This is a genomic window from Cetobacterium sp., from assembly GCF_051653945.1.
GTDB lineage: Bacteria > Fusobacteriota > Fusobacteriia > Fusobacteriales > Fusobacteriaceae > Cetobacterium_A.
In genome coordinates this window covers 16,311-35,234 of record NZ_JBOFXD010000121.1, presented here as the reverse complement: position 1 = coordinate 35,234, position 18,924 = coordinate 16,311, and the positions used below count along the sequence as shown (strand labels likewise).

25 protein-coding genes and 3 tRNA genes are annotated in these 18,924 nt (G+C 28.0%); 19 read left to right on the top strand and 9 right to left on the bottom strand.

The features are described 5' to 3' along the window. Positions 1-80 precede the first annotated feature (80 nt). Positions 81-845, bottom strand: a complete 765-nt coding sequence (locus ACRC8M_RS13700) for an exodeoxyribonuclease III (protein WP_438529649.1) — start codon at positions 843-845, stop codon at positions 81-83. Positions 846-997: 152 nt separating this feature from the next. On the opposite strand from ACRC8M_RS13700, the gene ACRC8M_RS13695 reads away from it, so the two are divergent. From ACRC8M_RS13695 to ACRC8M_RS13680, 4 genes are all read left to right on the top strand, one after another. Beyond that, positions 998-1,074 (top strand) — tRNA-Pro (locus ACRC8M_RS13695). A 3-nt stretch (positions 1,075-1,077) separates the two neighbouring features. Next, positions 1,078-1,153, top strand: a tRNA-Trp gene (locus tag ACRC8M_RS13690). Positions 1,154-1,160: 7 nt separating this feature from the next. Continuing rightward, positions 1,161-1,237, top strand: a tRNA-Met gene (locus ACRC8M_RS13685). Positions 1,238-1,489: 252 nt separating this feature from the next. After that, positions 1,490-2,110 (top strand): MarC family protein, encoded by a 621-nt coding sequence (locus tag ACRC8M_RS13680; RefSeq protein WP_438529648.1) that lies wholly within the window; start codon positions 1,490-1,492, stop codon positions 2,108-2,110. Positions 2,111-2,143: 33 nt separating this feature from the next. Here ACRC8M_RS13680 and ACRC8M_RS13675 read toward each other — a convergent pair whose 3' ends face one another. Continuing rightward, positions 2,144-2,689, bottom strand: a complete 546-nt coding sequence (locus ACRC8M_RS13675) for a helix-turn-helix domain-containing protein (RefSeq protein ID WP_438529647.1) — start codon at positions 2,687-2,689, stop codon at positions 2,144-2,146. A gap of 140 nt (positions 2,690-2,829) precedes the next feature. Here ACRC8M_RS13675 and ACRC8M_RS13670 point away from each other — a divergent pair, with 140 nt between their 5' ends. Then, a complete protein-coding gene (locus tag ACRC8M_RS13670) occupies positions 2,830-3,003 on the top strand; it encodes a (2Fe-2S)-binding protein (RefSeq protein ID WP_438529646.1) in 174 nt (57 codons plus the stop codon). A 44-nt stretch (positions 3,004-3,047) separates the two neighbouring features. Here ACRC8M_RS13670 and ACRC8M_RS13665 read toward each other — a convergent pair whose 3' ends face one another. Further along, on the bottom strand, positions 3,048-3,671 hold the full coding sequence (locus ACRC8M_RS13665) for a hypothetical protein (protein WP_438529645.1): 624 nt from the start codon (positions 3,669-3,671) through the stop codon (positions 3,048-3,050). 166 nt (positions 3,672-3,837) lie between these two features. On the opposite strand from ACRC8M_RS13665, the gene ACRC8M_RS13660 reads away from it, so the two are divergent. Next, positions 3,838-4,869 (top strand): FomA family porin-like outer membrane protein, encoded by a 1,032-nt coding sequence (locus ACRC8M_RS13660; RefSeq protein ID WP_438529644.1) that lies wholly within the window; start codon positions 3,838-3,840, stop codon positions 4,867-4,869. A gap of 120 nt (positions 4,870-4,989) precedes the next feature. Here the strand turns inward: ACRC8M_RS13660 and ACRC8M_RS13655 are convergent, their stop codons facing one another. The 6 genes from ACRC8M_RS13655 to ACRC8M_RS13630 all read right to left on the bottom strand — a co-directional run bounded on the left by ACRC8M_RS13655 (position 4,990) and on the right by ACRC8M_RS13630 (position 10,405). Then, positions 4,990-5,157 carry a hypothetical protein gene (locus ACRC8M_RS13655; protein WP_240220740.1) on the bottom strand — a complete coding sequence of 56 codons (168 nt, stop codon included), beginning with the start codon at positions 5,155-5,157 and terminating at the stop codon, positions 4,990-4,992. A 78-nt stretch (positions 5,158-5,235) separates the two neighbouring features. Then, on the bottom strand, positions 5,236-6,291 hold the full coding sequence (dinB, locus tag ACRC8M_RS13650; RefSeq protein ID WP_438529643.1) for a DNA polymerase IV: 1,056 nt from the start codon (positions 6,289-6,291) through the stop codon (positions 5,236-5,238). Positions 6,292-6,426: 135 nt separating this feature from the next. After that, positions 6,427-7,461: a tyrosine-type recombinase/integrase gene (locus ACRC8M_RS13645; protein ID WP_332579481.1), complete on the bottom strand. Its 1,035-nt coding sequence runs from the start codon at positions 7,459-7,461 to the stop codon at positions 6,427-6,429. 77 nt (positions 7,462-7,538) lie between these two features. Continuing rightward, complete coding sequence (locus tag ACRC8M_RS13640; RefSeq protein WP_438529642.1) at positions 7,539-7,706, bottom strand: hypothetical protein; 168 nt, start codon at positions 7,704-7,706, stop codon at positions 7,539-7,541. Positions 7,707-7,790: 84 nt separating this feature from the next. Then, a complete protein-coding gene (locus ACRC8M_RS13635; protein WP_438529641.1) occupies positions 7,791-9,287 on the bottom strand; it encodes a BREX system Lon protease-like protein BrxL in 1,497 nt (498 codons plus the stop codon). Further along, positions 9,284-10,405: a hypothetical protein gene (locus ACRC8M_RS13630; protein WP_438529640.1), complete on the bottom strand. Its 1,122-nt coding sequence runs from the start codon at positions 10,403-10,405 to the stop codon at positions 9,284-9,286. The genes ACRC8M_RS13635 and ACRC8M_RS13630 overlap by 4 nt, the downstream gene beginning before the upstream one ends. 150 nt (positions 10,406-10,555) lie before the next feature. Here ACRC8M_RS13630 and ACRC8M_RS13625 point away from each other — a divergent pair, with 150 nt between their 5' ends. The 13 genes from ACRC8M_RS13625 (at position 10,556) to ACRC8M_RS13565 (ending at position 18,721) form a co-directional block, all read left to right on the top strand. Continuing rightward, the gene (locus tag ACRC8M_RS13625) at positions 10,556-12,100 is read left to right on the top strand and encodes a hypothetical protein (RefSeq protein WP_438529639.1); all 1,545 of its coding nucleotides are present in this window, start codon (positions 10,556-10,558) and stop codon (positions 12,098-12,100) included. A gap of 83 nt (positions 12,101-12,183) precedes the next feature. Continuing rightward, positions 12,184-12,807: a Rad52/Rad22 family DNA repair protein gene (locus tag ACRC8M_RS13620; RefSeq protein ID WP_438529638.1), complete on the top strand. Its 624-nt coding sequence runs from the start codon at positions 12,184-12,186 to the stop codon at positions 12,805-12,807. Positions 12,808-12,987: 180 nt separating this feature from the next. Further along, positions 12,988-13,482, top strand: coding sequence for a siphovirus Gp157 family protein (locus tag ACRC8M_RS13615; RefSeq protein WP_438529637.1), 495 nt, complete (start codon positions 12,988-12,990; stop codon positions 13,480-13,482). A 12-nt stretch (positions 13,483-13,494) separates the two neighbouring features. Then, positions 13,495-13,692 carry a hypothetical protein gene (locus tag ACRC8M_RS13610; RefSeq protein WP_438529636.1) on the top strand — a complete coding sequence of 66 codons (198 nt, stop codon included), beginning with the start codon at positions 13,495-13,497 and terminating at the stop codon, positions 13,690-13,692. 53 nt (positions 13,693-13,745) lie between these two features. Beyond that, complete coding sequence (locus ACRC8M_RS13605) at positions 13,746-14,201, top strand: hypothetical protein (RefSeq protein WP_438529635.1); 456 nt, start codon at positions 13,746-13,748, stop codon at positions 14,199-14,201. Continuing rightward, the gene (locus ACRC8M_RS13600) at positions 14,198-14,725 is read left to right on the top strand and encodes a JAB domain-containing protein (protein WP_438529634.1); all 528 of its coding nucleotides are present in this window, start codon (positions 14,198-14,200) and stop codon (positions 14,723-14,725) included. Before ACRC8M_RS13605 ends, ACRC8M_RS13600 begins: the two co-directional genes overlap by 4 nt. 14 nt (positions 14,726-14,739) lie before the next feature. Continuing rightward, positions 14,740-14,958 carry a hypothetical protein gene (locus ACRC8M_RS13595; RefSeq protein ID WP_438529633.1) on the top strand — a complete coding sequence of 73 codons (219 nt, stop codon included), beginning with the start codon at positions 14,740-14,742 and terminating at the stop codon, positions 14,956-14,958. After that, positions 14,951-15,583: a hypothetical protein gene (locus ACRC8M_RS13590; protein ID WP_438529632.1), complete on the top strand. Its 633-nt coding sequence runs from the start codon at positions 14,951-14,953 to the stop codon at positions 15,581-15,583. The genes ACRC8M_RS13595 and ACRC8M_RS13590 overlap by 8 nt, the downstream gene beginning before the upstream one ends. Beyond that, positions 15,583-15,723: a hypothetical protein gene (locus tag ACRC8M_RS13585; RefSeq protein ID WP_438529631.1), complete on the top strand. Its 141-nt coding sequence runs from the start codon at positions 15,583-15,585 to the stop codon at positions 15,721-15,723. The genes ACRC8M_RS13590 and ACRC8M_RS13585 overlap by 1 nt, the downstream gene beginning before the upstream one ends. 166 nt (positions 15,724-15,889) lie before the next feature. Next, positions 15,890-16,387, top strand: coding sequence for a hypothetical protein (locus ACRC8M_RS13580; RefSeq protein ID WP_438529630.1), 498 nt, complete (start codon positions 15,890-15,892; stop codon positions 16,385-16,387). Positions 16,388-16,526: 139 nt separating this feature from the next. Then, the gene (locus ACRC8M_RS13575; RefSeq protein ID WP_438529629.1) at positions 16,527-16,649 is read left to right on the top strand and encodes a hypothetical protein; all 123 of its coding nucleotides are present in this window, start codon (positions 16,527-16,529) and stop codon (positions 16,647-16,649) included. 29 nt (positions 16,650-16,678) lie between these two features. Continuing rightward, a complete protein-coding gene (locus ACRC8M_RS13570; protein WP_438529628.1) occupies positions 16,679-17,764 on the top strand; it encodes a hypothetical protein in 1,086 nt (361 codons plus the stop codon). Positions 17,765-17,839: 75 nt separating this feature from the next. Next, complete coding sequence (locus ACRC8M_RS13565; protein WP_438529627.1) at positions 17,840-18,721, top strand: hypothetical protein; 882 nt, start codon at positions 17,840-17,842, stop codon at positions 18,719-18,721. The last annotated feature ends 203 nt before the right edge of the window (positions 18,722-18,924 follow it).

Below are 18,924 nucleotides of genomic sequence, written 5' to 3'. Positions count from 1 at the left end.
ATTATAAATAAATTTACAACATATACTTACATCTACTAAAAAAAATTGAGATTCCTTTTAAATTTAAAAGGAAATAAAAATTAAAAAAGTTCTTTTATAATAAGTTCTACAGGACAATGGTCAGACCCCATAATATCATTATGAATGTTAGCTTCTACAATTTTATCTTTTATCTTGTCAGAAACTACAAAATAGTCAATCCTCCATCCTGCATTATTTTTTCGAGCACTGAATCTATATGACCACCAAGAGTATTTTTCAACAACATCTGGGTGTAGATATCTAAAACTATCTACAAATCCACTTTGAAGAAGCTCACTAAATTTATTTCTCTCTTCAATAGTGAATCCTGCATTTGTTTTATTTGACTTTGGATTTTTTAAATCAATTTCTGTATGAGCAACATTTAGATCTCCACAAAGAATAACAGGTTTTTTAGAATCTAAATTTAAAAGATAGTTTCTAAAATCATCTTCCCAAGTCATTCGATACTCTAGTCTAGCTAATTCAGTTTGTGAGTTAGGAGTATAAACATTTACTAAATAATAATCTTTAAATTCTAAAGTAATAACTCTCCCCTCTTTATCGTGATGGTCTATCCCAATATCGTATGATATAGATATTGGATTTTCTTTGGTAAATATAGCAGTTCCTGAATAACCTTTTTTTTCAGCATAGTTCCAGTAACAACTATATCCTTCTGGATTAAAATCAACTTGCCCCTCTTGAAGTTTTATCTCTTGCAAGCAAAAAACATCTGCATTAACTGAATTAAAGTATTCTAAAAAATTTTTTTGAAGAACAGCTCTAAAGCCATTAACGTTCCAAGAAATCAATTTTTTCATATGTAACCTCCATATTATTAGTTCTAAAATATCTACTGGTGATTATACCATAAAATAAAAAATAAAAAAAATGAAAAAGTTTGTTGACACAAACAATATTTTATGATACTATAATTATGTAGCAAGCAACCAGCTACGAAAACAAAATAGTTCGGAATATAGCGCAGTCCGGTAGCGCACCTGCCTTGGGAGCAGGGGGCCGCAAGTTCGAATCTTGCTATTCCGACCATGCAGGTCAATGGCTCAATTGGTAGAGCATCGGTCTCCAAAACCGAGGGTTGGGGGTTCGAGTCCCTCTTGACCTGCCATTTATTTGCCTAGATAGCTCAGTTGGCTAGAGCACCCGGTTCATACCCGGGCGGTCGAAGGTTCGAATCCTTTTCTAGGCACCATTTGAAATTTAAACTCTGTAAAAAGAGTTTTTTTTATTTTTTGTAACTTTATGATAAAAAATCTACTAATACTTCTATCAGTAAGATAAACAAGTCATAATAAAATATAAAAATAGTAATTTTTAAGTTTATAGAAAAGGAAAAAAGAACATTTTATTAGAATTATAGAAATAATATATAAAAAACTTTACTTTATTAATTTATTTATATATCATAGTGTGTAAATAAATTGAAAGAGGAGATTACTAAAGTATGGGAAAAGAGTTTGTTATAGATATAATGACATATGTTCTTACAATTATTGGAATTTTAAATCCCTTTGGAAATGTGCCATTATTTATGACATTAACAAAAGATCAAAATCCTGAAATAAGAAAAAAGATGTATAATGCTATTGTTATTTCTGGGTTTGGAATTGTAACAGGATTTATAGTTGCTGGAGATTTTTTCATGAACTATCTATATAAAATAGGTATGAATGAATTGAGGGTGGCAGGAGGAATGATACTAGTTGTTGTTGCTTTTAGAAATTTATTAGGTTTGGGAACATCTAAAGAGAGTTCTGGAAATGTGATGTCAGAAAAAGATGCCATACGATATGCAATAACACCATTAACTTTTCCTATGCTTGTAGGGCCTGGAACAATATCAACTGTTATGATTATTCATAAAGAAGCAGGTCTAATTATATCTGTGGGTGCTGTTGCGGTTACTTTTTTAATAATGAAGTTTTTATTTAGTATTTCAGATTGGTTAGATAAAGTTTTAGGAGAGGTTGTTTTATTTGTACTATCGAGGGTAATGCAAATATTTATAATGTCCGCAGGTGTAAAACTGGTATCAACTGGAATAAAGGGGATATTTTTAGGATAAAAATAGGAGAGATAACCTCTCCTATTTTTTTATTTAGATTGTAACTGCGAAAATTATTTTTGTATATTTTGAAGTGAAATTTTCCCAACAGTGTTTAACAAATTTTTCAATTTTAATACTATCTCCTTGGAAAAGAACGTATGATTCATTATCTAAATGAAGCTTAACTTCACCTTCTAGTATAAATGCAACCTCTTGACCTTCGTGGCCAACTTCTTTTTCTTTAGTGGATGAGTATGGTTCTAAATTTAAAATCATAAATTCAACTTGTGTTTGTGGTTCAGGACTTAAAATTTCATAAGAAACCCCTTCGCTTTTAGAGGGTTTGATAACTTTTCTTTCTTGAGCCCTAACTATGTGTATTTTTTTCAAAGTTTCTTCTAAAAAAAATTTATAAAGTGGTATATTTAGGGCTTTAGATAGACCTTTTAATGTATTGATAGACGGGTTTGTAATCCCTTTTTCAATTTGACTTAAAAGAGCGGATGTGGAGTTTATCATTTCTGCTAATTCTTTTAAGCTTAATTTTTGGTCAGTTCTAAATTTTTTTATTTTTAATCCTAAATTGATTTCGTTCATTTTTAAATATCTCCTAAATATAATTTGCTATATTAAAGTATAACTTATTTTAGCTTTATTTGCAAAAATTAGACTAAATAAAAATATTGCAAATATCATACAAATGTAGTATAATTTAGAAAAACAATTGGAGGTTAAAAATGTCTGAAAATACAATGATATGTTATTGCAAGGGAGTTACTTTAGGAAAAGTTTTAGCTGCAATCGAAGGTGGAGCAACAACTTTAATAGAAGTAATGGATACAACTGGAGCAGGTTCAGGTTGTGGAAGATGTGCAGATAGAATAGAATCAATAATAGAAGAAAACAAATAAAAATAAGCTCTATCACTAAACATGATAGAGCTTATTTTTATTTATTACCACATTGAAGGAGTTGCAGTATATTGACCTGTTTTAGAATTTTCCTCAACATTGAGGTAAACAACTTGATTTGAATTAGTATTAACATAATTTGAAATAGCGGATACTAAATAAGGAAAGCTACTTCTAGGGTCACTATTATCACTTTTTAAACTTCCAACAACTTGCCAAACTGCATTGTTATTTTTAGTGAAAGCTGAAAGCTCTAATCTTTTAACAAAATATGTAGAAGTATTTATAGAATTCATCCACATGTCTCCGTAGAATCCATTATAGACACCTCCATAAGGACCATTCCACCATGGATTTATAGGAGCGGGATATGATTCAATTGAAGTATAGGGACCTTTGATTTTATAGTTATAAACTATATTATACAAGGCATTTTTTTGATTAAAGGTTCGAGTATAACCTTTATCTTGTAACATATTTTGTAAAATAACTTCAAATGATTGTTGTTGAAGTTGTAACCCAGGAGTATTTGTAGAAAGGTAATAAGTACCTCCATAAGCTTGCATAGTTGAGTATGAATCTACAGCAACAACTCGACTATCTAACGCACTACATCCTTGAAGTAAAAGCATTAAAAAGGAAAATAAAATAGAAATTCTTTTTATCATAAAATTTAACCTCCTATAAGGAATAATTATAGTTTCTATTCGAAATTTTTTTTTAATTCCTTTTAATAAAGTAAAATAAAACCCCTTTTAAAGAGGAAAAAGAATTAATCTTTTGTATATTTAATCTGAAAATGGAAAAAACATGGTTTATTATGGGAGGTAAATTATGAAAAAATTATTTTTAAAAACTTTTATAGGTGCACTACTTATTGCAGGAGCGTCTTATGCAGAAGAGTTTACGCCTAATGGTAGTTTAGGGTTCACTCAAACTTTTTATGGAAATGCAGGAAAATATAAAACTGAATCCTCACATCCATCAGCAGTTTTAAGTTATAACTTTGCAAAAGATTGGGATATAAGTTTACAGTGGGATAGAGTTTGGAATATGTATGACTATAATGGTGAAGAGAATGAACAAGATAATAATTTTAGTGGACCAAAAGCAACATTAAGTTACAATCACGGAATGATAGAAAACTCAAAAATTAAATGGACTTCATCCTTAATGATAGAGAATGAAGCTGAGTTTAATGGAACAAATCAAACTTATGTACTTGCTCAAACAGCATTTGATTTTTCTGAGTATATTCCAAAGGGACAATATGTACGAGCAACACAATTTGCAATATCACCAATGTATATTTATGGTTGGAGTACAAAAGGGCCGTCAGGACATGTTAATACAGGAATCTTAAGTTTATTAACAAATTGGCAATTACCAGCTAACTTTACATTTACATTTAATGCGTATGCATTTAGAGAATGGTATAATGGAAGTTTTGAAATAGATAATCAAACATCAGGAGCGAGTTATAATTCAGCAAATTACTTTATGGTTTTAGCTTGGTTAGGTTACTCAAAAGAGTTGTATAAATTTAATAACCAAACATCATTAGCATTTAACTTTACTGGAGGATTTGACCCTTATATCTCATCTAATAGAAGTGCAAATTGGGATCCGTTTATAGTAGGAAACCAAATGTATGAGTGGTTAGGACCAGCAGTAGATAGCGGAAATAACAAAAATAGTTATGCAGTATTTGCTTTACCTCAATTAGAATTAACTTATAACTATACAGATGATTTATCATTTTCTGTTTTTGCACAAGTTAAATACTCAAACCAAGTCTGGGGAGATACAGAAAAAGATTGGAAACTACAACCACAAGGTGGAGTTGCTGTAGTATACAATTTCTAATATATTTTTCAATAAATTTTGTTGAAAACTTAAAAGTGACAATAAAGAGAGTAGTTTTATAGATTTATAAAAAAAGGTCACTTTAAAAGTGGCCTTTTTTCATAATATGTATTTCTCTTGCTAATAACTTTGTTTGTCTAAAACAGGGGCTACGATAACTTCTTTTCCAACAACAACAGGCTCTACAACTACAACCTCTTCAACAACAGGCTCTGGCTGAGGTTCAGAACTAGAGCATCCAACGAAGAATAAACTAAAGAAAATACTTGCTAAAACAACTTTTTTCATAATTTTTGGCCTCCTTTGATATTTTGAATTAACATAATATACCGAGGATTAAAGAAACTTCTTTTTTCTAAGAGAGAATTAATAAAGTTTTTCAAAAACGAGTTGCCTACTAGAATAGTTTTCCAGATTAGAAAAGGAAACGCCAAGAAGTTTAATATTGTTTACTAAATCTAAAGAGCTTAAAATTTCATCGAGCATCCCCTTTAAAATCTCCTGATTGTCACTAGGAATAGATCGAGTCTTAGAACGAGTTAGAGTTTCTCTATTTTTAAAACGTACCTTTAAAGAAACTGTTTTGGTAAGAAGATTTTTCTTTTGGAGACGATTATATGACCATTGGAAAAGGGCCTCAATCTCTCTATTAATTTCCTCTTCTGTATCAAGTGGGATTCTAAATGTATTTTCATTCCCAATAGAGTGAATAGCTCTATTGAAATCAACTTCACGGTGGTCAATTCCACGACTATAGGTATATAGTAGACCTCCTCGAGAAGTTCCATATTTTGCAATGAGTTCTTTTAGTGAAAATGGATAGATATCTTTAACAAAATGGATATTGTTTTTATTTAAGATCTTTTCAAATTGCTTTCCAACACCAGGAAGTTTACGAATATTTTTTTCTTTTATAAATTCAATGAACTCCTCTTCGTTATTGAAGATATGTTGTCCACCAGGTTTATTTATATCAGAAGCAATTTTAGCTGTTAATTTGTTAGGACCAATTCCAACAGAGCAAGTGAGTCCTGTAATCTCGTAGATTCTTTTTCTAAAAAGTGTAGCAAAACCCTCTTTTGATTGAAACTTTGAAATAATATCAGTTATATCAACAAAACCCTCATCGAGAGCTATAAATTCTACTTTATGAGTAATCCTTAAAACAAGTTCTTGAATAATTTTAGACTCATAGTCATATTTATTTTTATTCACAGGAAGGACAATAAGTTTAGGACATAATCTTTTAGCATCTAAGGTGTTCATAGCAGAGTGGATGCCAAACTTGCGAGCGGGATAACTAGCAGTTGTGACAACTCCTCCAGCAACAACAATGGGTTTATCCTTATATTTAGGATTATCTCTAATCTCAATAGAAGCATAAAAAGCGTCCATATCGTAGTGGCATATTAATTTTTTCATATCTCCTCCTTTTGATTTTATTTAAGGTTATAGAAACCCTCATAAAATAAGAGTTTCTCAATTTTGATTATTTTATAAATTATTTAGTTTTTTTATATGTAGCTAACAAGTAGCTAACAAATAGCTAACAAAATATTAATTCAATAATTCTACAGCTTTTCTTAGTTCCTCAGTATCTTTATGTGTGTAAACACTTTCTGTAATAGAAAAATCTGAGTGACCAATAAGCTTAATAATTGAAGTCTGATTGGCATTAGCATTATTTAATAAAGTAGCAAAAGTATGACGAGTATCATGAATAGTATGAGCTTCAATATTCAACTCTTTTAATAGCTTTTGAAATCTAGGCTTAAAAGTTGAATAAGCTAACTTTTTAGTGGTCTCCCCTTTTACAAAATATTCTTGATCTTTTATCATATTAGTAAGAAATAAGTTAAAGATTTTAGAAGATATTGGAATTACTCTAACACCAGCATCTGTTTTACTTTCTTTTATAGTAAGACATGAGTTGTGTAAATCAATATCTTCATTTTTTAGATTAAGAAGTTCACCAATTCTCATTCCAGTATAGATAAGAATTAAAATTATATAGATATATTTACAGTAATATGTTTCAGTATCAAGATTTTTCCATAGGGTTTCAATTTCATCCTTAGAAAATACTCGTCTATCTATAACTTTTACTCTTTTACCTAAATCAATAAATTTAACTTTGTTAGAATCAACAATTTCATTTTTAAATGCAAAATCAAAAATCATATTAAGAACGCTTTTACAAGCATTTTTAAAGCTCCAAGAAGTTTCCATACTGTCAAATATTTCTTGCATATTAAAAACTTTTATTTCGCTTATTTTAAAATTATCTAAAGGTTCTAAAGCTCTTAATCTATAGATATTTGTATTGATTGTAGATTCATTACTAACTTTTCTTTTGTAAGTTTCCCACCATAGTTCTTTAATTTCTTTAAATGTTGCTTTATTAAATAAACTTGGATTTTTTACATATTTTATTAAAACTTCTTGTGCTTCTCTTTTTGTTTCAAAAGTTCCTATTAACTTTCTAATTTGTCTCCCATCAAGAGAATAGCCAGTAGTTATGGCAGCAGCCCAAGGTTTTCTCCTTTTGCCAGATAACTTGTAAACAGAACCACTTCCATTTATATTTTTCATAAATTTCTCCTCCTTAAATTATATTTAAAAAAGAGAGGATTATACTATATAATACTCTCTTAACTAAGAATTTTCAATTAAATTTTAATTTGCTCGTGGAAAAATTTTCGACTAATTTTTCCAGCAATAACAGCTGCTTTAGGTGTTCCTAAAGAGATAAGTTTGTGGTTTAATGCTCTAATCATATTATAAGCTTTATTTTTAGAGCATCCACATAATTCAGCGATATCATCGCTAGTATACATATTGGCATTACCATAATTTTTTTTGGTTTTTATTTTAATCACTCCTTTATTTTCGTTATTCATATTATGATATATAGTTATTTGTTAATTAAGAACCTCATAAAAATTTATTAAAAAAGCATTTTCACCATCGAATCCAATATTTCTTTTTTTAAAATCATTTTTTTTGATTTTGAAAAAATTTATTGCTGTATTCATCATTTTTTCTAAGGCTAAATCTTTATTAATTTGTTCATTAAAGCTTTCTACTTCCAATTTATCAATGGGTATGGTCATATATCCTTTCTTAATATCCTCAATAGAATCTATAAGTTTATTTATATAATTTTTTAATTCATTTATTTCTAATTTTTGGTATTTTATAACTTGTCCTTGGAAATTTAATTCTTCTTTGAGACAATCAATTTCATTATCAAATGTTGGATAGACATAGCTTAAATCTTTAATTTTGAAGAAGTTAGAACACAAAGGTTTATATTTTTGTTTTAAAATTAAGTTATCATTTGAAATACTAATAATTTCGCTAATGAAGCTATAATTCTCTTTTTTATAAGCGTTATATTCAATTTCATTTTCAAGTTCTCCAATAGGTGTCAAAGCTATTTTATACCAAATATCTTCTTCTTTTAATTTAACCAAGGCTCTATTTTCTAAGAAATGAGCTTCTTCTATAGTTGAATTTTTGGGTAGTTTATCCAAAATCAGAACTAAAGCTAATTTTCGACCTTCTTCGTTTTTATAATAAAAATTTTGATATTTTTTATTGATGGATAAATTAACAATAGACGAAGCAAAGGCTTTAAAACCTTTAAAGATATCAGAGTCTTCATTAATATGTTGGTTATCGTTTAGAAAAAAATTAAAAGCAGTAATTATTTTACAATGGGCTTTATATTCTCTTTCACTCATTTCTTCAAGATTGTATTTAAAAAAATCCATACGATTTTTAGTAATATAATTTGAAAAACCTTTATCAAATTCCCCAAGAGTGAGTTTATTAGTTATTTTTTTTAATAAAAAGCTAGGAAGTAACAAAAAACGTTCAAGTCCTTGTTCTGATTTAAACTCTTCTGGTAAAACATCAAAAAAATAAGAATCTATTTTTTTAGAGAATCTAAGCTCACCTTTAGAATTACTTATATAATAATCGGGTAAGCAATTACCAAGAAGAACTATACTTGTTCGGTTAGGAAAATCTTCTCCTAATCTACCTACATCATCTCCGTTACAATGACTTAAAATAAGATTAATGAGTATATCATCTATTTTTTTAATAGCAGTTATTTGCTCTGTAAAGACGATATCTGACTTCGAAGAGATTAAACCATCTTCCCTTTTTTTTATATCTCCAAAGAAGCTTGCAGAAGTAAGGGTGGACGCAAGAGTGCTTTTTGAAGAACTATTTTTTATAATTGTAGTTTTACCAGTTCCAGGACCACCTAGACTAATTGCATGACCATCTTTTATTAATGCTGGTATTAGATGTGAAAGATAAATTAATTTATTTGTTATAGTTAATTTTTTAGGATCTAATCCTACTTTTTCAATAATTTCATCTAATTTTATTCCAATATTCCTCATCTACAAACACTCCTTTTTAATTGATTAAAATTTGTTATTCTTTTTTCAATTTCAATAATCTCATTTCTTTTAAAATATTTTTTTCCCAAAATATCGATGAATAAACAGTCGACATTATTAAAAAGAATAGACGGTTCTTGATAAAGGACTTCCCCCGAAGGAGAGTAAAGATACTTTTCTAATCCCATCATATACTCTTTAGGAATTAAATTAGAAAAATCTATAAATATTAGATTTCCAGAATTCGTAAAAATAAACTGTTCTTTTCTCAAAGTTAATAGATAATTTTTTTTACAAAGATATTTTGCAAAATTTATGATACTATCTCTTGTAATTGATTCAGTATATGAGATTGCAATTTCACTAATAAAAGCTACATATCCATTATCAAGGATACGATAATTTCTAATTAGAGCAGATTTTAAGACTGCTTCCAAAAAATTAGAGTTGGTAATAGTGTTGTTACATACGAAATAAATTCCAATATTTGTCGAGTAAATAGTAATATCTCCATTCTCTTGCGATGAATAGAAAGGATCTTGATTTTTAATATAGTCAACTATTTCTTCTTTTGTTTTTGAAGATGAATAAAGAAAATTATATATATGTTCTGATTCACTAGGAATTCCATTTTGTGAATAATTAGCTTGTGGTTGTACAGTTGTATATGGGTTGTATGTAGGCATTCCAGGATGTTGAGGTACTACATATGGATTAGCTACAGGTTGCATAGGTGCAGTTGGTGCATATGGATTATAAGTTGGAGCAGGCATATATGGGTTATATGCTTGTTGCTGTACTGGTGCAGAAGCTATATACGGATTATAAGTAGGTTGCATCATTCCTGGTACACCGTAGTTAGATTGAGTTGCAGGTTGTGGAGCATAAGGTGATGCATATACATAGGGGCTAGGAGCTACACTCGAGTTAAATCCTGGTTGAGCCATTGCAGGTGCTGTATAAGGATTTGGTGCCATAACTGGTTGTACTTGTCCATAAGGATTATGTGTTTGTGGTTGTTGAATTTGTCCTGGGATAGCATATTGGTTATAAGTTTGTGACTGTCCTGGTACTGCTACTCTGGCTAGTTGTTGTGTCATACCTGATATTCTGTTCATTAAATTTTCTCCTTATTATTTATTATTTATTTGTTTTGTAGTATACTTAAATGTAAAATTAAATATACTACAATGTTACGTTAAAATAGTTCAAAGTTCAAAGTACGTTGATACTTCAAAAATTGTGCATAAAAGGAGAAAAGATATTTTATGAATGAAGAAATTTACGATTTAGATAAATATGAAGCGGAAAGAAAAAGAGCTTTAAAAAATAGATGGAAAAAAGGATTTAAATCACAAATTTTTCAGTTGAAAGAAATCGATAAAAATAATTTTGAAAAATTAGACTTAGTTATTGAAAATATCGTTAAGGAATTAAAGGGTGAAGACGAAAGTAAGATTATATTTTTTGATAATGAAAATTTATCATCTAATCAATTGAAAAATATAGAAAAGCTAAATAAAATTTTATTGAAAAAAAGTTTGAGAAAAGAAGAAATTGAAAATTTAAGAAAACGTAAGAAGAAGTTAAAAAATGATAAACAACATTCTAGAACAGTATTAAGAACAGGATTTTTTGAAGGTAAATTTGATGATGTAGTAATACAAGATTTGCATCAACTTTTGGAATTTTTTGAAGATATTTTAGTTGAGAAAATTTCATTTGAAAAGATTTTATTAGGTGCAATAAATAAAAAAAATAAAAAAAATAAAAAAGATAAAGTAAACTCTTGTGAAAAATTGATAGAGTTAATAGAAAAAAGAGACCTTTTTTTTGATATGGTTCTTCAAATAATAATTTATCATTTTTCTCATGAGAAAATACCAAATGAAGATAGAGTATCTATTTTAACTGAAATTTTAGATGAAGTAAAAGATGAAGTAGATAGAATAAGAGAAATTTCATTAATTAATGACACTTCAAAACAAGTTAAAGATAAATATAATCCTAAAGAAATATATTTGATTTTTTTTAAACATTATTGTAGATATGAAATTGAATATAAAGAAAAACTAATAGAAAAGATTCAAAGTGTTGTTGTAGATGATTCTTTTGAATTTACTCCAATATCTGAGAGTGAAATAAAAGAGTATTTTGATTCTTTAACTGTAGATGATAATGACGGAGATGTTGTAAGTGAGTGGAGTAATTCTAAAATGAATAATATTCTTTCAGAAAAAGAAGGTATTAGAGATAATAAAATACAGCAAAAGTATTCTATGATAAAAGCGATTATAGAATATTTAAATTTAATAACAGGAAGAAGATTAGATATTGATAATTTTAAAAATTTAAAAGTTGTTTACCAAGAAATTTTTATAAATAATACAAAATTACCAAGTAGTAGAAATACACCGAGACAACAGATTTTAAAATTTCATAGAGAGATAGAAAACTTCAAAAAAGAGAAAAATATTTTAGAATTATCACAAAATGAGTTTTATTTAAGATATAAAGAAGAATTTAATAATTTTTTTTCAGAAGAAGAAAAAATTTATATTTCCGAAAAAATAACAAGAGGTATGTATCTTTCGGAAGGAATGGAAACTGAATATAAATTGACTAAAAAAATAGAAAAGGAACTACTTGAATATACAAAAGAACTATTTAAATTTAATGATGAAAATTTTGAATTAAAAAAATTACTTGAATTTATAAAGAGAGTAATTTATTTTTTAAATGTGTTGGTAGAAAAATATAATTTAAATAATTATCAAGTAATCTCTATAAATCAAAAATTAAGACAATATTAAATATATATTATAAACTGTATAATAATAAATCCTAAGACAAATAGAGCTTAGGATTTTTTAATTTTTTGAATGGAGGTATTAGAATGAATCTAAAAGAAAAATTAGAAAAACCATTTTCAGATGATGAACTAGAATTTAGAGTTGGTGCTACTAACTCAGATAAAACTAAAGGATTAGCTCTAGCATACATTCAAGCCAGAGCAATACAAAATAGGCTAGATGAAGTTGTAGGAATTGAAAATTGGAGAGTTTCATATAAGGAGATAAATGGTGGATTTATTGCTAAGCTAGAACTTAAAATTAATAATGAGTGGATAGCTAAAGAGGATGGGTCGGGAACTACAGATTATGAAGCAATAAAAGGTGGAATATCTTGTGCTTTTAAAAGAGTTGCTTCTGTTTGGGGTATTGGAAGGTATCTTTATGAAGTTGAAGGACAATGGCTGCCAATAGAGCAAAGAGGAAAAAGTTATATTTTTAAAGAGACACCTAAAATAAATAAACATCATTCTGATGTTTCAATTGAAGAATCAAAGGAAGAGAGAGCTAAAAATATTGAGCTTACTTTTGGAAAATACAAAGGTAAAACTTTGGGAGAAGTTTTTAAAGAAAATAAGGATTATCTAATATATTTAACAACGAACAGCAAAGATACAAAGATTATAAATGCTTGTAAATATTTATTAAATTTTAAGGAGGTTGCGTAATGTTAGGAATGATAGGTGGAGTTTTAGTTATAGTAGGAACAGCAGTAGGTGCTTTAGATAGCATAATAAATAAAAAATAGGAGTTTTGGTATGGAAATATATGAAGCATTAGAAAAATTAGATAATACTAAGCGACCTCTGGACACTATTCCAGAGGTTTTATTTTAGAGGAGGAAGTTAATGAAAGCATATGAAATTGTTAATGGGATGATAGATACTTTAGATATTTTTCTAGAGTCAGAGCAAAATGAAGGAGATAGAGAAAACTATGAGTTTGTAATGGAGTTTCTAAAAGATGAGCTACAAAGTAAGAGTAGTAACATCATAAAATACATTAGGAATGTTTCTCTAGAGGTTGAAGTTTTATTACAAGAGGAAGATAGGCTTGAAAAGCTCAGAAAACAAAAAGAGAAAAAGGTTAATAGTTTAAAAAAATATCTAACAGATATCCTTTTAAATTTAGACAAAAATAAAATTGAAACAGAGCTTGGGAACTTAGGACTTAGAAAGAGTGTGTCAGTAGCAATAGATAATTTAGACCTTATACCTAAAAAATATATTCAAAAGAAGATTGAGTTAGTACCAGATAAAAGAATGTTATCAGAAATATTGAAGCAAGGAAAAAATATAAAAGGTGTACATTTAGAAGATAAATATTCACTACAGATCAGATAAGGAGAGGATATTTTGTATAGTGTAAATACATATAATGGAACATATCAACTAGAGTTTAGAGGATATTTTCAAACTTTAGATGAAGCGATGGAAGAATTTCAAAGAGCAGAGAGTGAATATATGGAAAATTTCGAATATGAGGTTGGAACTACAGAATATAACCAAGAGCTAGAGAATTTCATATTTAATAGTAGAATAGATAAAAAATAAAATCATAAAGAGGTTGTCCTTAGAGATGACCTCTTTTAATTTAGGAGGAAATTATGAAATATTATTTACATAGAGCAGTAGCACATAAACCAAAAGATACTAAGAAGTTTAAAATAACAGAATATACAATCCAAGAGTTTGAATCGTTTAAGAAAGCTTTAGAAGTATATAAGAGAGACTTCTTACTAGAAGGAGATATAGAGCAAAGGGGATTCAGTACAGAGAAGAAAATAGCTATGAGAATAACTACAACAAAGAAAAAGATTAGAGCAAAATTGTATAAACCACCATTAAGAGCATTTCAGGTATTAACATTAAATCCACCTACAAGTAAGTATAGATGTTGTAGAGAATATTTAGAGACAGACCCAGAGTATGGAGTAGCACAAGATATATTCTTAATACTTGAAACTAATTACCAGAAAGCTTGTGATGAGTTTTTATATGAGATGAAAAAATATGAAGATAAAAGAAATTCATTCTTTATAGAGATAGGAGGAAATTTATGAAGAAAATATTAAAGTTTTTAAAATGTAAGGATATAGACGAGGTAGTAAGTAAAATCAAATCTTATGAGATAAATGAGGAGCTATCACAGTTCAAAGAATTAATGACTACAATAAGCAAAGGAAACATAGGAAAGAAAGATCTCGCAACAGTAAAGGGCAAAACAGAGCTTCTTAATTATTTGAGAAGTGATATATCGTTAAAAAATACAGAAGAGTTTAAGATTATATACCTTAGCTCTTCTAATCGTTTATTAGGGGAAGAAACACTATTTAGAGGCACTGTAGATAGAAGTGTAGTCTATCCTCGACTGATAGTAGAGAGAGCCTTAAAATATGCAACTAAGGGCGTTATATTCGCTCATAATCATCCTAGTGGAGATTTGAAACCAAGTAGAAAAGATATTGAGCTTACAACAGAATTAAAAGAGTTACTAGAGGTAATTGATATTAAGCTCTTGGATCATATCATTATAAGTGATGAAAACCATTTTAGCTTCTATGAAAATGGGCTGATTGAATATTAAGCGGAGATGAGATTATGGATAAGATTATATCAGCAGATAGCATCAATTGCTTGGGTACTAAGGATATTCAAGTAGACATTACGGGGGATGGATTTGTAGTAAATATTATAGCTTGGGGAGAATGGTATACAGAAGAAGCTAAGAATGTAAAGGAACTAGAAGAACTGTTAAATGAATTCAATGTACAGCAATATACAATAAATGAGATAAAGGAGAGAATAAAAAATGCCTAACTACTGTTTTAATAGAATCAGATTGAATGTAACACAAGAAGAACTAGAGAAAATAAAAGAGAAAGTTTTATCAAGAGATGAATTTGGAGATCTATATTTTGACTTCAACAAGGTTGTTAAAAGACCTAATAACATGTTACTTAGAGCTTTTAAAGCTAATACTTTAGAAGCGTTTAGTAAGTATTACTATGAGAATCCAGATAATTTAGAGCAGAAACTATTAGAAAGTATTATTAAAAATGAGATTTTAAAAGTTAAAATAGATGGAAAGTTAGTAAACATAGACCGTTATGTAGATGAAAAATATTCCCATGAGGAACTAAGAAGCTACACAGGAGAAAAGTTAGTATTGTGGTATGACTGGTGTGTAAATAACTGGGGAACTAAGTGGAACTCTCTATTTTCTGGAATAACAACAGAAGAACTTTTATTTAGCACTGCTTGGAGTCCAATATCGCTAAAGCTATTTGAAAGTTTTGTAAATATCTGTAAAGAGACAATAGGAGAAAAGGCAAATGACATATGGCTATATTATGAGGAGTGTGGATTTAATCTATACGGAAGATACTATATATTAGATGGAGAGATTATTCATGACTATGATTACAAAGAAGAGGTAGCATAATGTATGAAATCATTGTAATGTTGGATGGTGAGGAATATTCCTATGGAGAGTTCAAGAGTAAAAATAGAGCAGAAAGCTACTTAGAGGATTTGTATGAAACTAAAGAAATAGAGAGTGATATAGAAGCATGGATAGAATAATAGCTAAAAAGATAAATGAGTTGTAAAAGTACAACTCATTTTTTAGTTAATATTGTTATATAAACTTAGATAAACCCTTTATAAATAAAGAGAAGTTACTTTGAAGAAGTTGTATTTCTACGCCATGAAATACATGGTATAATTATTAATTAGAAAGGGGAGATAAATGTCTAAAAAAAGGATAAAAATAATGGTGTCTAAACTTATTTTAGATATATTAGATAGAGATTCTAAGCATTTTAATATGACTAGAGAAAAACTATGCAATGAGATATTAATAATATTCTCTATTAGAAAGATAGAAGGAATAGAGCGAGAAGAGTTAGATCAAAAAACATACTTACAGTTTACTTTAACTCAATCTACAACAGAGTACTATAAGGTTATTAGTAATGGTATTCAAGATGAGCCAAAATTTATTAGAGGTATATTTACTGGATATGCTCATCTAAATCCTTTTTATAGAGAGATTATTCTCTTTAGAGATAAGCTTATTGTCTTAAAAGATTATTGCTCGAAAAGGGAGAAACTCCACATTTCAATAGGAAATAGATTAGAAGAGGTAATTGTAGAGGAGATAAAAAGGTGTCAGATGACTGATTATATAAAACTAAGAACAGATAAAGGTGAATTTTATATGAATGAACTAAGGATAATATTCTGAAAATTTAGTATAACTATAACTGAAAATTATTCTAGAAGAAATTTTAAAAAAAATTAAAAAAGTTTCAAATAGAGAAAAGTTATAAATTAAGATATAATTTTTAATTGGATTATATCTAAAAATATATGGAGGGGTTATAATGAAAGCTTGTAAAAATTGTAGATTTTTTGATGGGAAGTATTGTAAAGTAACAGGGAATAGGGTTTGGTCTGGGAGTGGATCTGGATGTGGGCATTATGTTGAATATAAAGGTGGAAACTAAAAAATATATAATACTTGGAGGAGAAATAAATGGAAAAATTTTTAGAACAAATGGAACAAGAGATTTTAAAAATTGAAGAGTTAACAACTGTAAAAGTGCAAGAAAATGTAGAAGATACTAATAAGATTCAAAAAGAAATAGATGAATTAAAATTAGAGTTAAATACTGTCATGAATATTAAAGAGTTTACATCAAAAGTAGAAGAATTGAAAAGCAATTTGAAAAAATCCTCTCTAATTAAATCTATAGAACTAAAAGAGATAGAATTATTAGAAAGTAAAAAAGTATCAGATTTAAATATGAATGAAAACATTAATAAAAATCAAGAGGAAATTGAAAGAAGAAAAGAAGAGATTCTTAAAAAATTTAAAGAAGTTGAAAATCAAATAGAGAAAATAGTGTTGTATCCAACAACTGAAGATTTAGGAGATAAATTTGTTAAAAAAGCTACAGAAGTATTAGAGCTAAAAAATGGTTGGAGAAGTTCTTGGCTAAATTCAAAAGAGGAGTATATAAATTTTTTAGATTATTTAGAATTGTTACTTAAAGGAAAAGTGGAGGAAAAAGAAGAGATTACAGAAGATTTTTTATTTAATTTTGTTGTTTCAAGTATTGCGAATCAAAAAACTAATTTTGAATCAAATGTTATTTCACAAATAGAATTAAATGAAAATGACTCCGATTTGCAAGAGTTAAAAGAATTATACAAAGGGATTATTAACTCAGATGTTGTAGATACTTTAGATATTATATTAGATATTCAAAATAATAATCTTGAAAAATTAGAAGAAGAATCAAAGAAAATATGGGATGAATATAATTGTGCTAATATGGAGTTGGGCTTTACAATACAAGCAGGAGACTTTGACGAAGTAAAATATATAAATAAAAGATTAGTAGAACTATCAACTAAAGCTGGGAATGTAGATAAAAAAATAGAACAACTAAAAAAATTAGGAGATAAGAGAGAAGAAAAATTATCTACACAAATAGATAAAGTTTTAGAAGCTAATAAAATGATAATAGATGGACTAGATATAATAATAAAAGAAAAGGTTAAGAAAAAAGATTTCTATTTACCAGAATACGTACTGGGGAAAGTAAAATATTTTTAGATAGAACAACAGAGAATAAAAATATAATTTAGCATTTCAGATATAGAATTATTATAAAAAGGGGGAAAAAATAAAATGAAAAAAATGTTGATATTGTTTATTTTAATGCTAGGATTATTAACAGGTTGTGGTGGAGTTAGTGATTCTGACTATATAAATACAGTAAAAAGTATAAATACAAATAATAATGAGAAAATTGAAGATTTAGCAAATAGATTGCTAAGACAGAGTGAGTTTTATTTATTAAATAAAGATTCTTTAGGTTTTGAGGATTATCAAATGCAAGGGATATTCTTAGCTTATCAAGTAGCACCAAACGTATTGCTTGAACAAATAAAAAGGGAAAATTCTCGATTACCAGAGATGAAAAAATTAAAATGGAAAATAGATGGAAAAACTAAAAAAGGTAAAGTTGTAGCAGTGTCAACAGATTTAATATTAATAAAGATTCCAACTGAACAAGATGGCGACTATGTTAGTTTAGATACAAAAAATATACAAATTTATAATAAAAAAGATAACACAAAGATCAGTATAGATACAGCAGATATAGGGATGGTTTACTTAGATATTATAGATAGATATGGATATAAACCTATAGTAAAAGAAGAAATAATAGAAGATGAACCTTGGTATGATGAGGTTGAATTTTATCCAAATGGAAGAATAAAAATGGTTTCAGCAGGTGGTGGTGAATACCATTATGAGGATAAACCTATAAACACGTCAGAGTTGTTAGCTATATTAAAAAACTTAAATGAGAAGGTTAAAAATTTTAAAGTTGATGAAGAAGGGGATACTTATTATTTGAGCATGGAAGTTAATGAAATGGAGTTAAGACTAGAAGGGTTTGCATTATCTAAAAAATTAACAAAAGAAGAAAAAGAAAATTTAAATGATTTAATAAAAATCCAAAAAGGTATATTTGAACAAGCACAAAAGCATTGGGCTAACTAAATAAAAAATAAATTAGAAAGAGATTGGTTAAAATATCAATCTCTTTTTTTGTAAAAAGAGATAAATATATATTATAGAGTGACGACTATCTAAGGAGGAACGATATATGTATTTTAATTATTAATAACTTTTAAAATTCAAAACTAAATAGAGTCATTTATTAATCCTCAATACCCTCTAAAATGCTGTTAAACGGCTCTTAC

Bases quoted from the DNA above. Each gene is read 5' to 3' on its own strand.
- ACRC8M_RS13665 (WP_438529645.1), bottom strand. From the start codon at position 3,671: ATGATAAAAAGAATTTCTATTTTATTTTCCTTTTTAATGCTTTTACTT.
- ACRC8M_RS13700 (WP_438529649.1), bottom strand. From the start codon at position 845: ATGAAAAAATTGATTTCTTGGAACGTTAATGGCTTTAGAGCTGTTCTT.
- ACRC8M_RS13675 (WP_438529647.1), bottom strand. From the start codon at position 2,689: ATGAACGAAATCAATTTAGGATTAAAAATAAAAAAATTTAGAACTGAC.
- ACRC8M_RS13600 (WP_438529634.1), top strand. From the start codon at position 14,198: ATGAAGAAAATATTAAAGTTTTTAAAATGTAAGGATATAGACGAGGTA.
- ACRC8M_RS13620 (WP_438529638.1), top strand. From the start codon at position 12,184: ATGAATCTAAAAGAAAAATTAGAAAAACCATTTTCAGATGATGAACTA.
- dinB (WP_438529643.1), bottom strand. From the start codon at position 6,291: ATGAAAAAATTAATATGCCACTACGATATGGACGCTTTTTATGCTTCT.
- ACRC8M_RS13590 (WP_438529632.1), top strand. From the start codon at position 14,951: ATGCCTAACTACTGTTTTAATAGAATCAGATTGAATGTAACACAAGAA.
- ACRC8M_RS13565 (WP_438529627.1), top strand. From the start codon at position 17,840: ATGAAAAAAATGTTGATATTGTTTATTTTAATGCTAGGATTATTAACA.
- ACRC8M_RS13670 (WP_438529646.1), top strand. From the start codon at position 2,830: ATGTCTGAAAATACAATGATATGTTATTGCAAGGGAGTTACTTTAGGA.
- ACRC8M_RS13660 (WP_438529644.1), top strand. From the start codon at position 3,838: ATGAAAAAATTATTTTTAAAAACTTTTATAGGTGCACTACTTATTGCA.
- ACRC8M_RS13655 (WP_240220740.1), bottom strand. From the start codon at position 5,157: ATGAAAAAAGTTGTTTTAGCAAGTATTTTCTTTAGTTTATTCTTCGTT.
- ACRC8M_RS13630 (WP_438529640.1), bottom strand. From the start codon at position 10,405: ATGAACAGAATATCAGGTATGACACAACAACTAGCCAGAGTAGCAGTA.
- ACRC8M_RS13635 (WP_438529641.1), bottom strand. From the start codon at position 9,287: ATGAGGAATATTGGAATAAAATTAGATGAAATTATTGAAAAAGTAGGA.
- ACRC8M_RS13625 (WP_438529639.1), top strand. From the start codon at position 10,556: ATGAATGAAGAAATTTACGATTTAGATAAATATGAAGCGGAAAGAAAA.
- ACRC8M_RS13680 (WP_438529648.1), top strand. From the start codon at position 1,490: ATGGGAAAAGAGTTTGTTATAGATATAATGACATATGTTCTTACAATT.
- ACRC8M_RS13605 (WP_438529635.1), top strand. From the start codon at position 13,746: ATGAAATATTATTTACATAGAGCAGTAGCACATAAACCAAAAGATACT.
- ACRC8M_RS13615 (WP_438529637.1), top strand. From the start codon at position 12,988: ATGAAAGCATATGAAATTGTTAATGGGATGATAGATACTTTAGATATT.
- ACRC8M_RS13595 (WP_438529633.1), top strand. From the start codon at position 14,740: ATGGATAAGATTATATCAGCAGATAGCATCAATTGCTTGGGTACTAAG.
- ACRC8M_RS13580 (WP_438529630.1), top strand. From the start codon at position 15,890: ATGTCTAAAAAAAGGATAAAAATAATGGTGTCTAAACTTATTTTAGAT.
- ACRC8M_RS13640 (WP_438529642.1), bottom strand. From the start codon at position 7,706: ATGTATACTAGCGATGATATCGCTGAATTATGTGGATGCTCTAAAAAT.
- ACRC8M_RS13645 (WP_332579481.1), bottom strand. From the start codon at position 7,461: ATGAAAAATATAAATGGAAGTGGTTCTGTTTACAAGTTATCTGGCAAA.
- ACRC8M_RS13585 (WP_438529631.1), top strand. From the start codon at position 15,583: ATGTATGAAATCATTGTAATGTTGGATGGTGAGGAATATTCCTATGGA.
- ACRC8M_RS13570 (WP_438529628.1), top strand. From the start codon at position 16,679: ATGGAAAAATTTTTAGAACAAATGGAACAAGAGATTTTAAAAATTGAA.
- ACRC8M_RS13575 (WP_438529629.1), top strand. From the start codon at position 16,527: ATGAAAGCTTGTAAAAATTGTAGATTTTTTGATGGGAAGTATTGTAAA.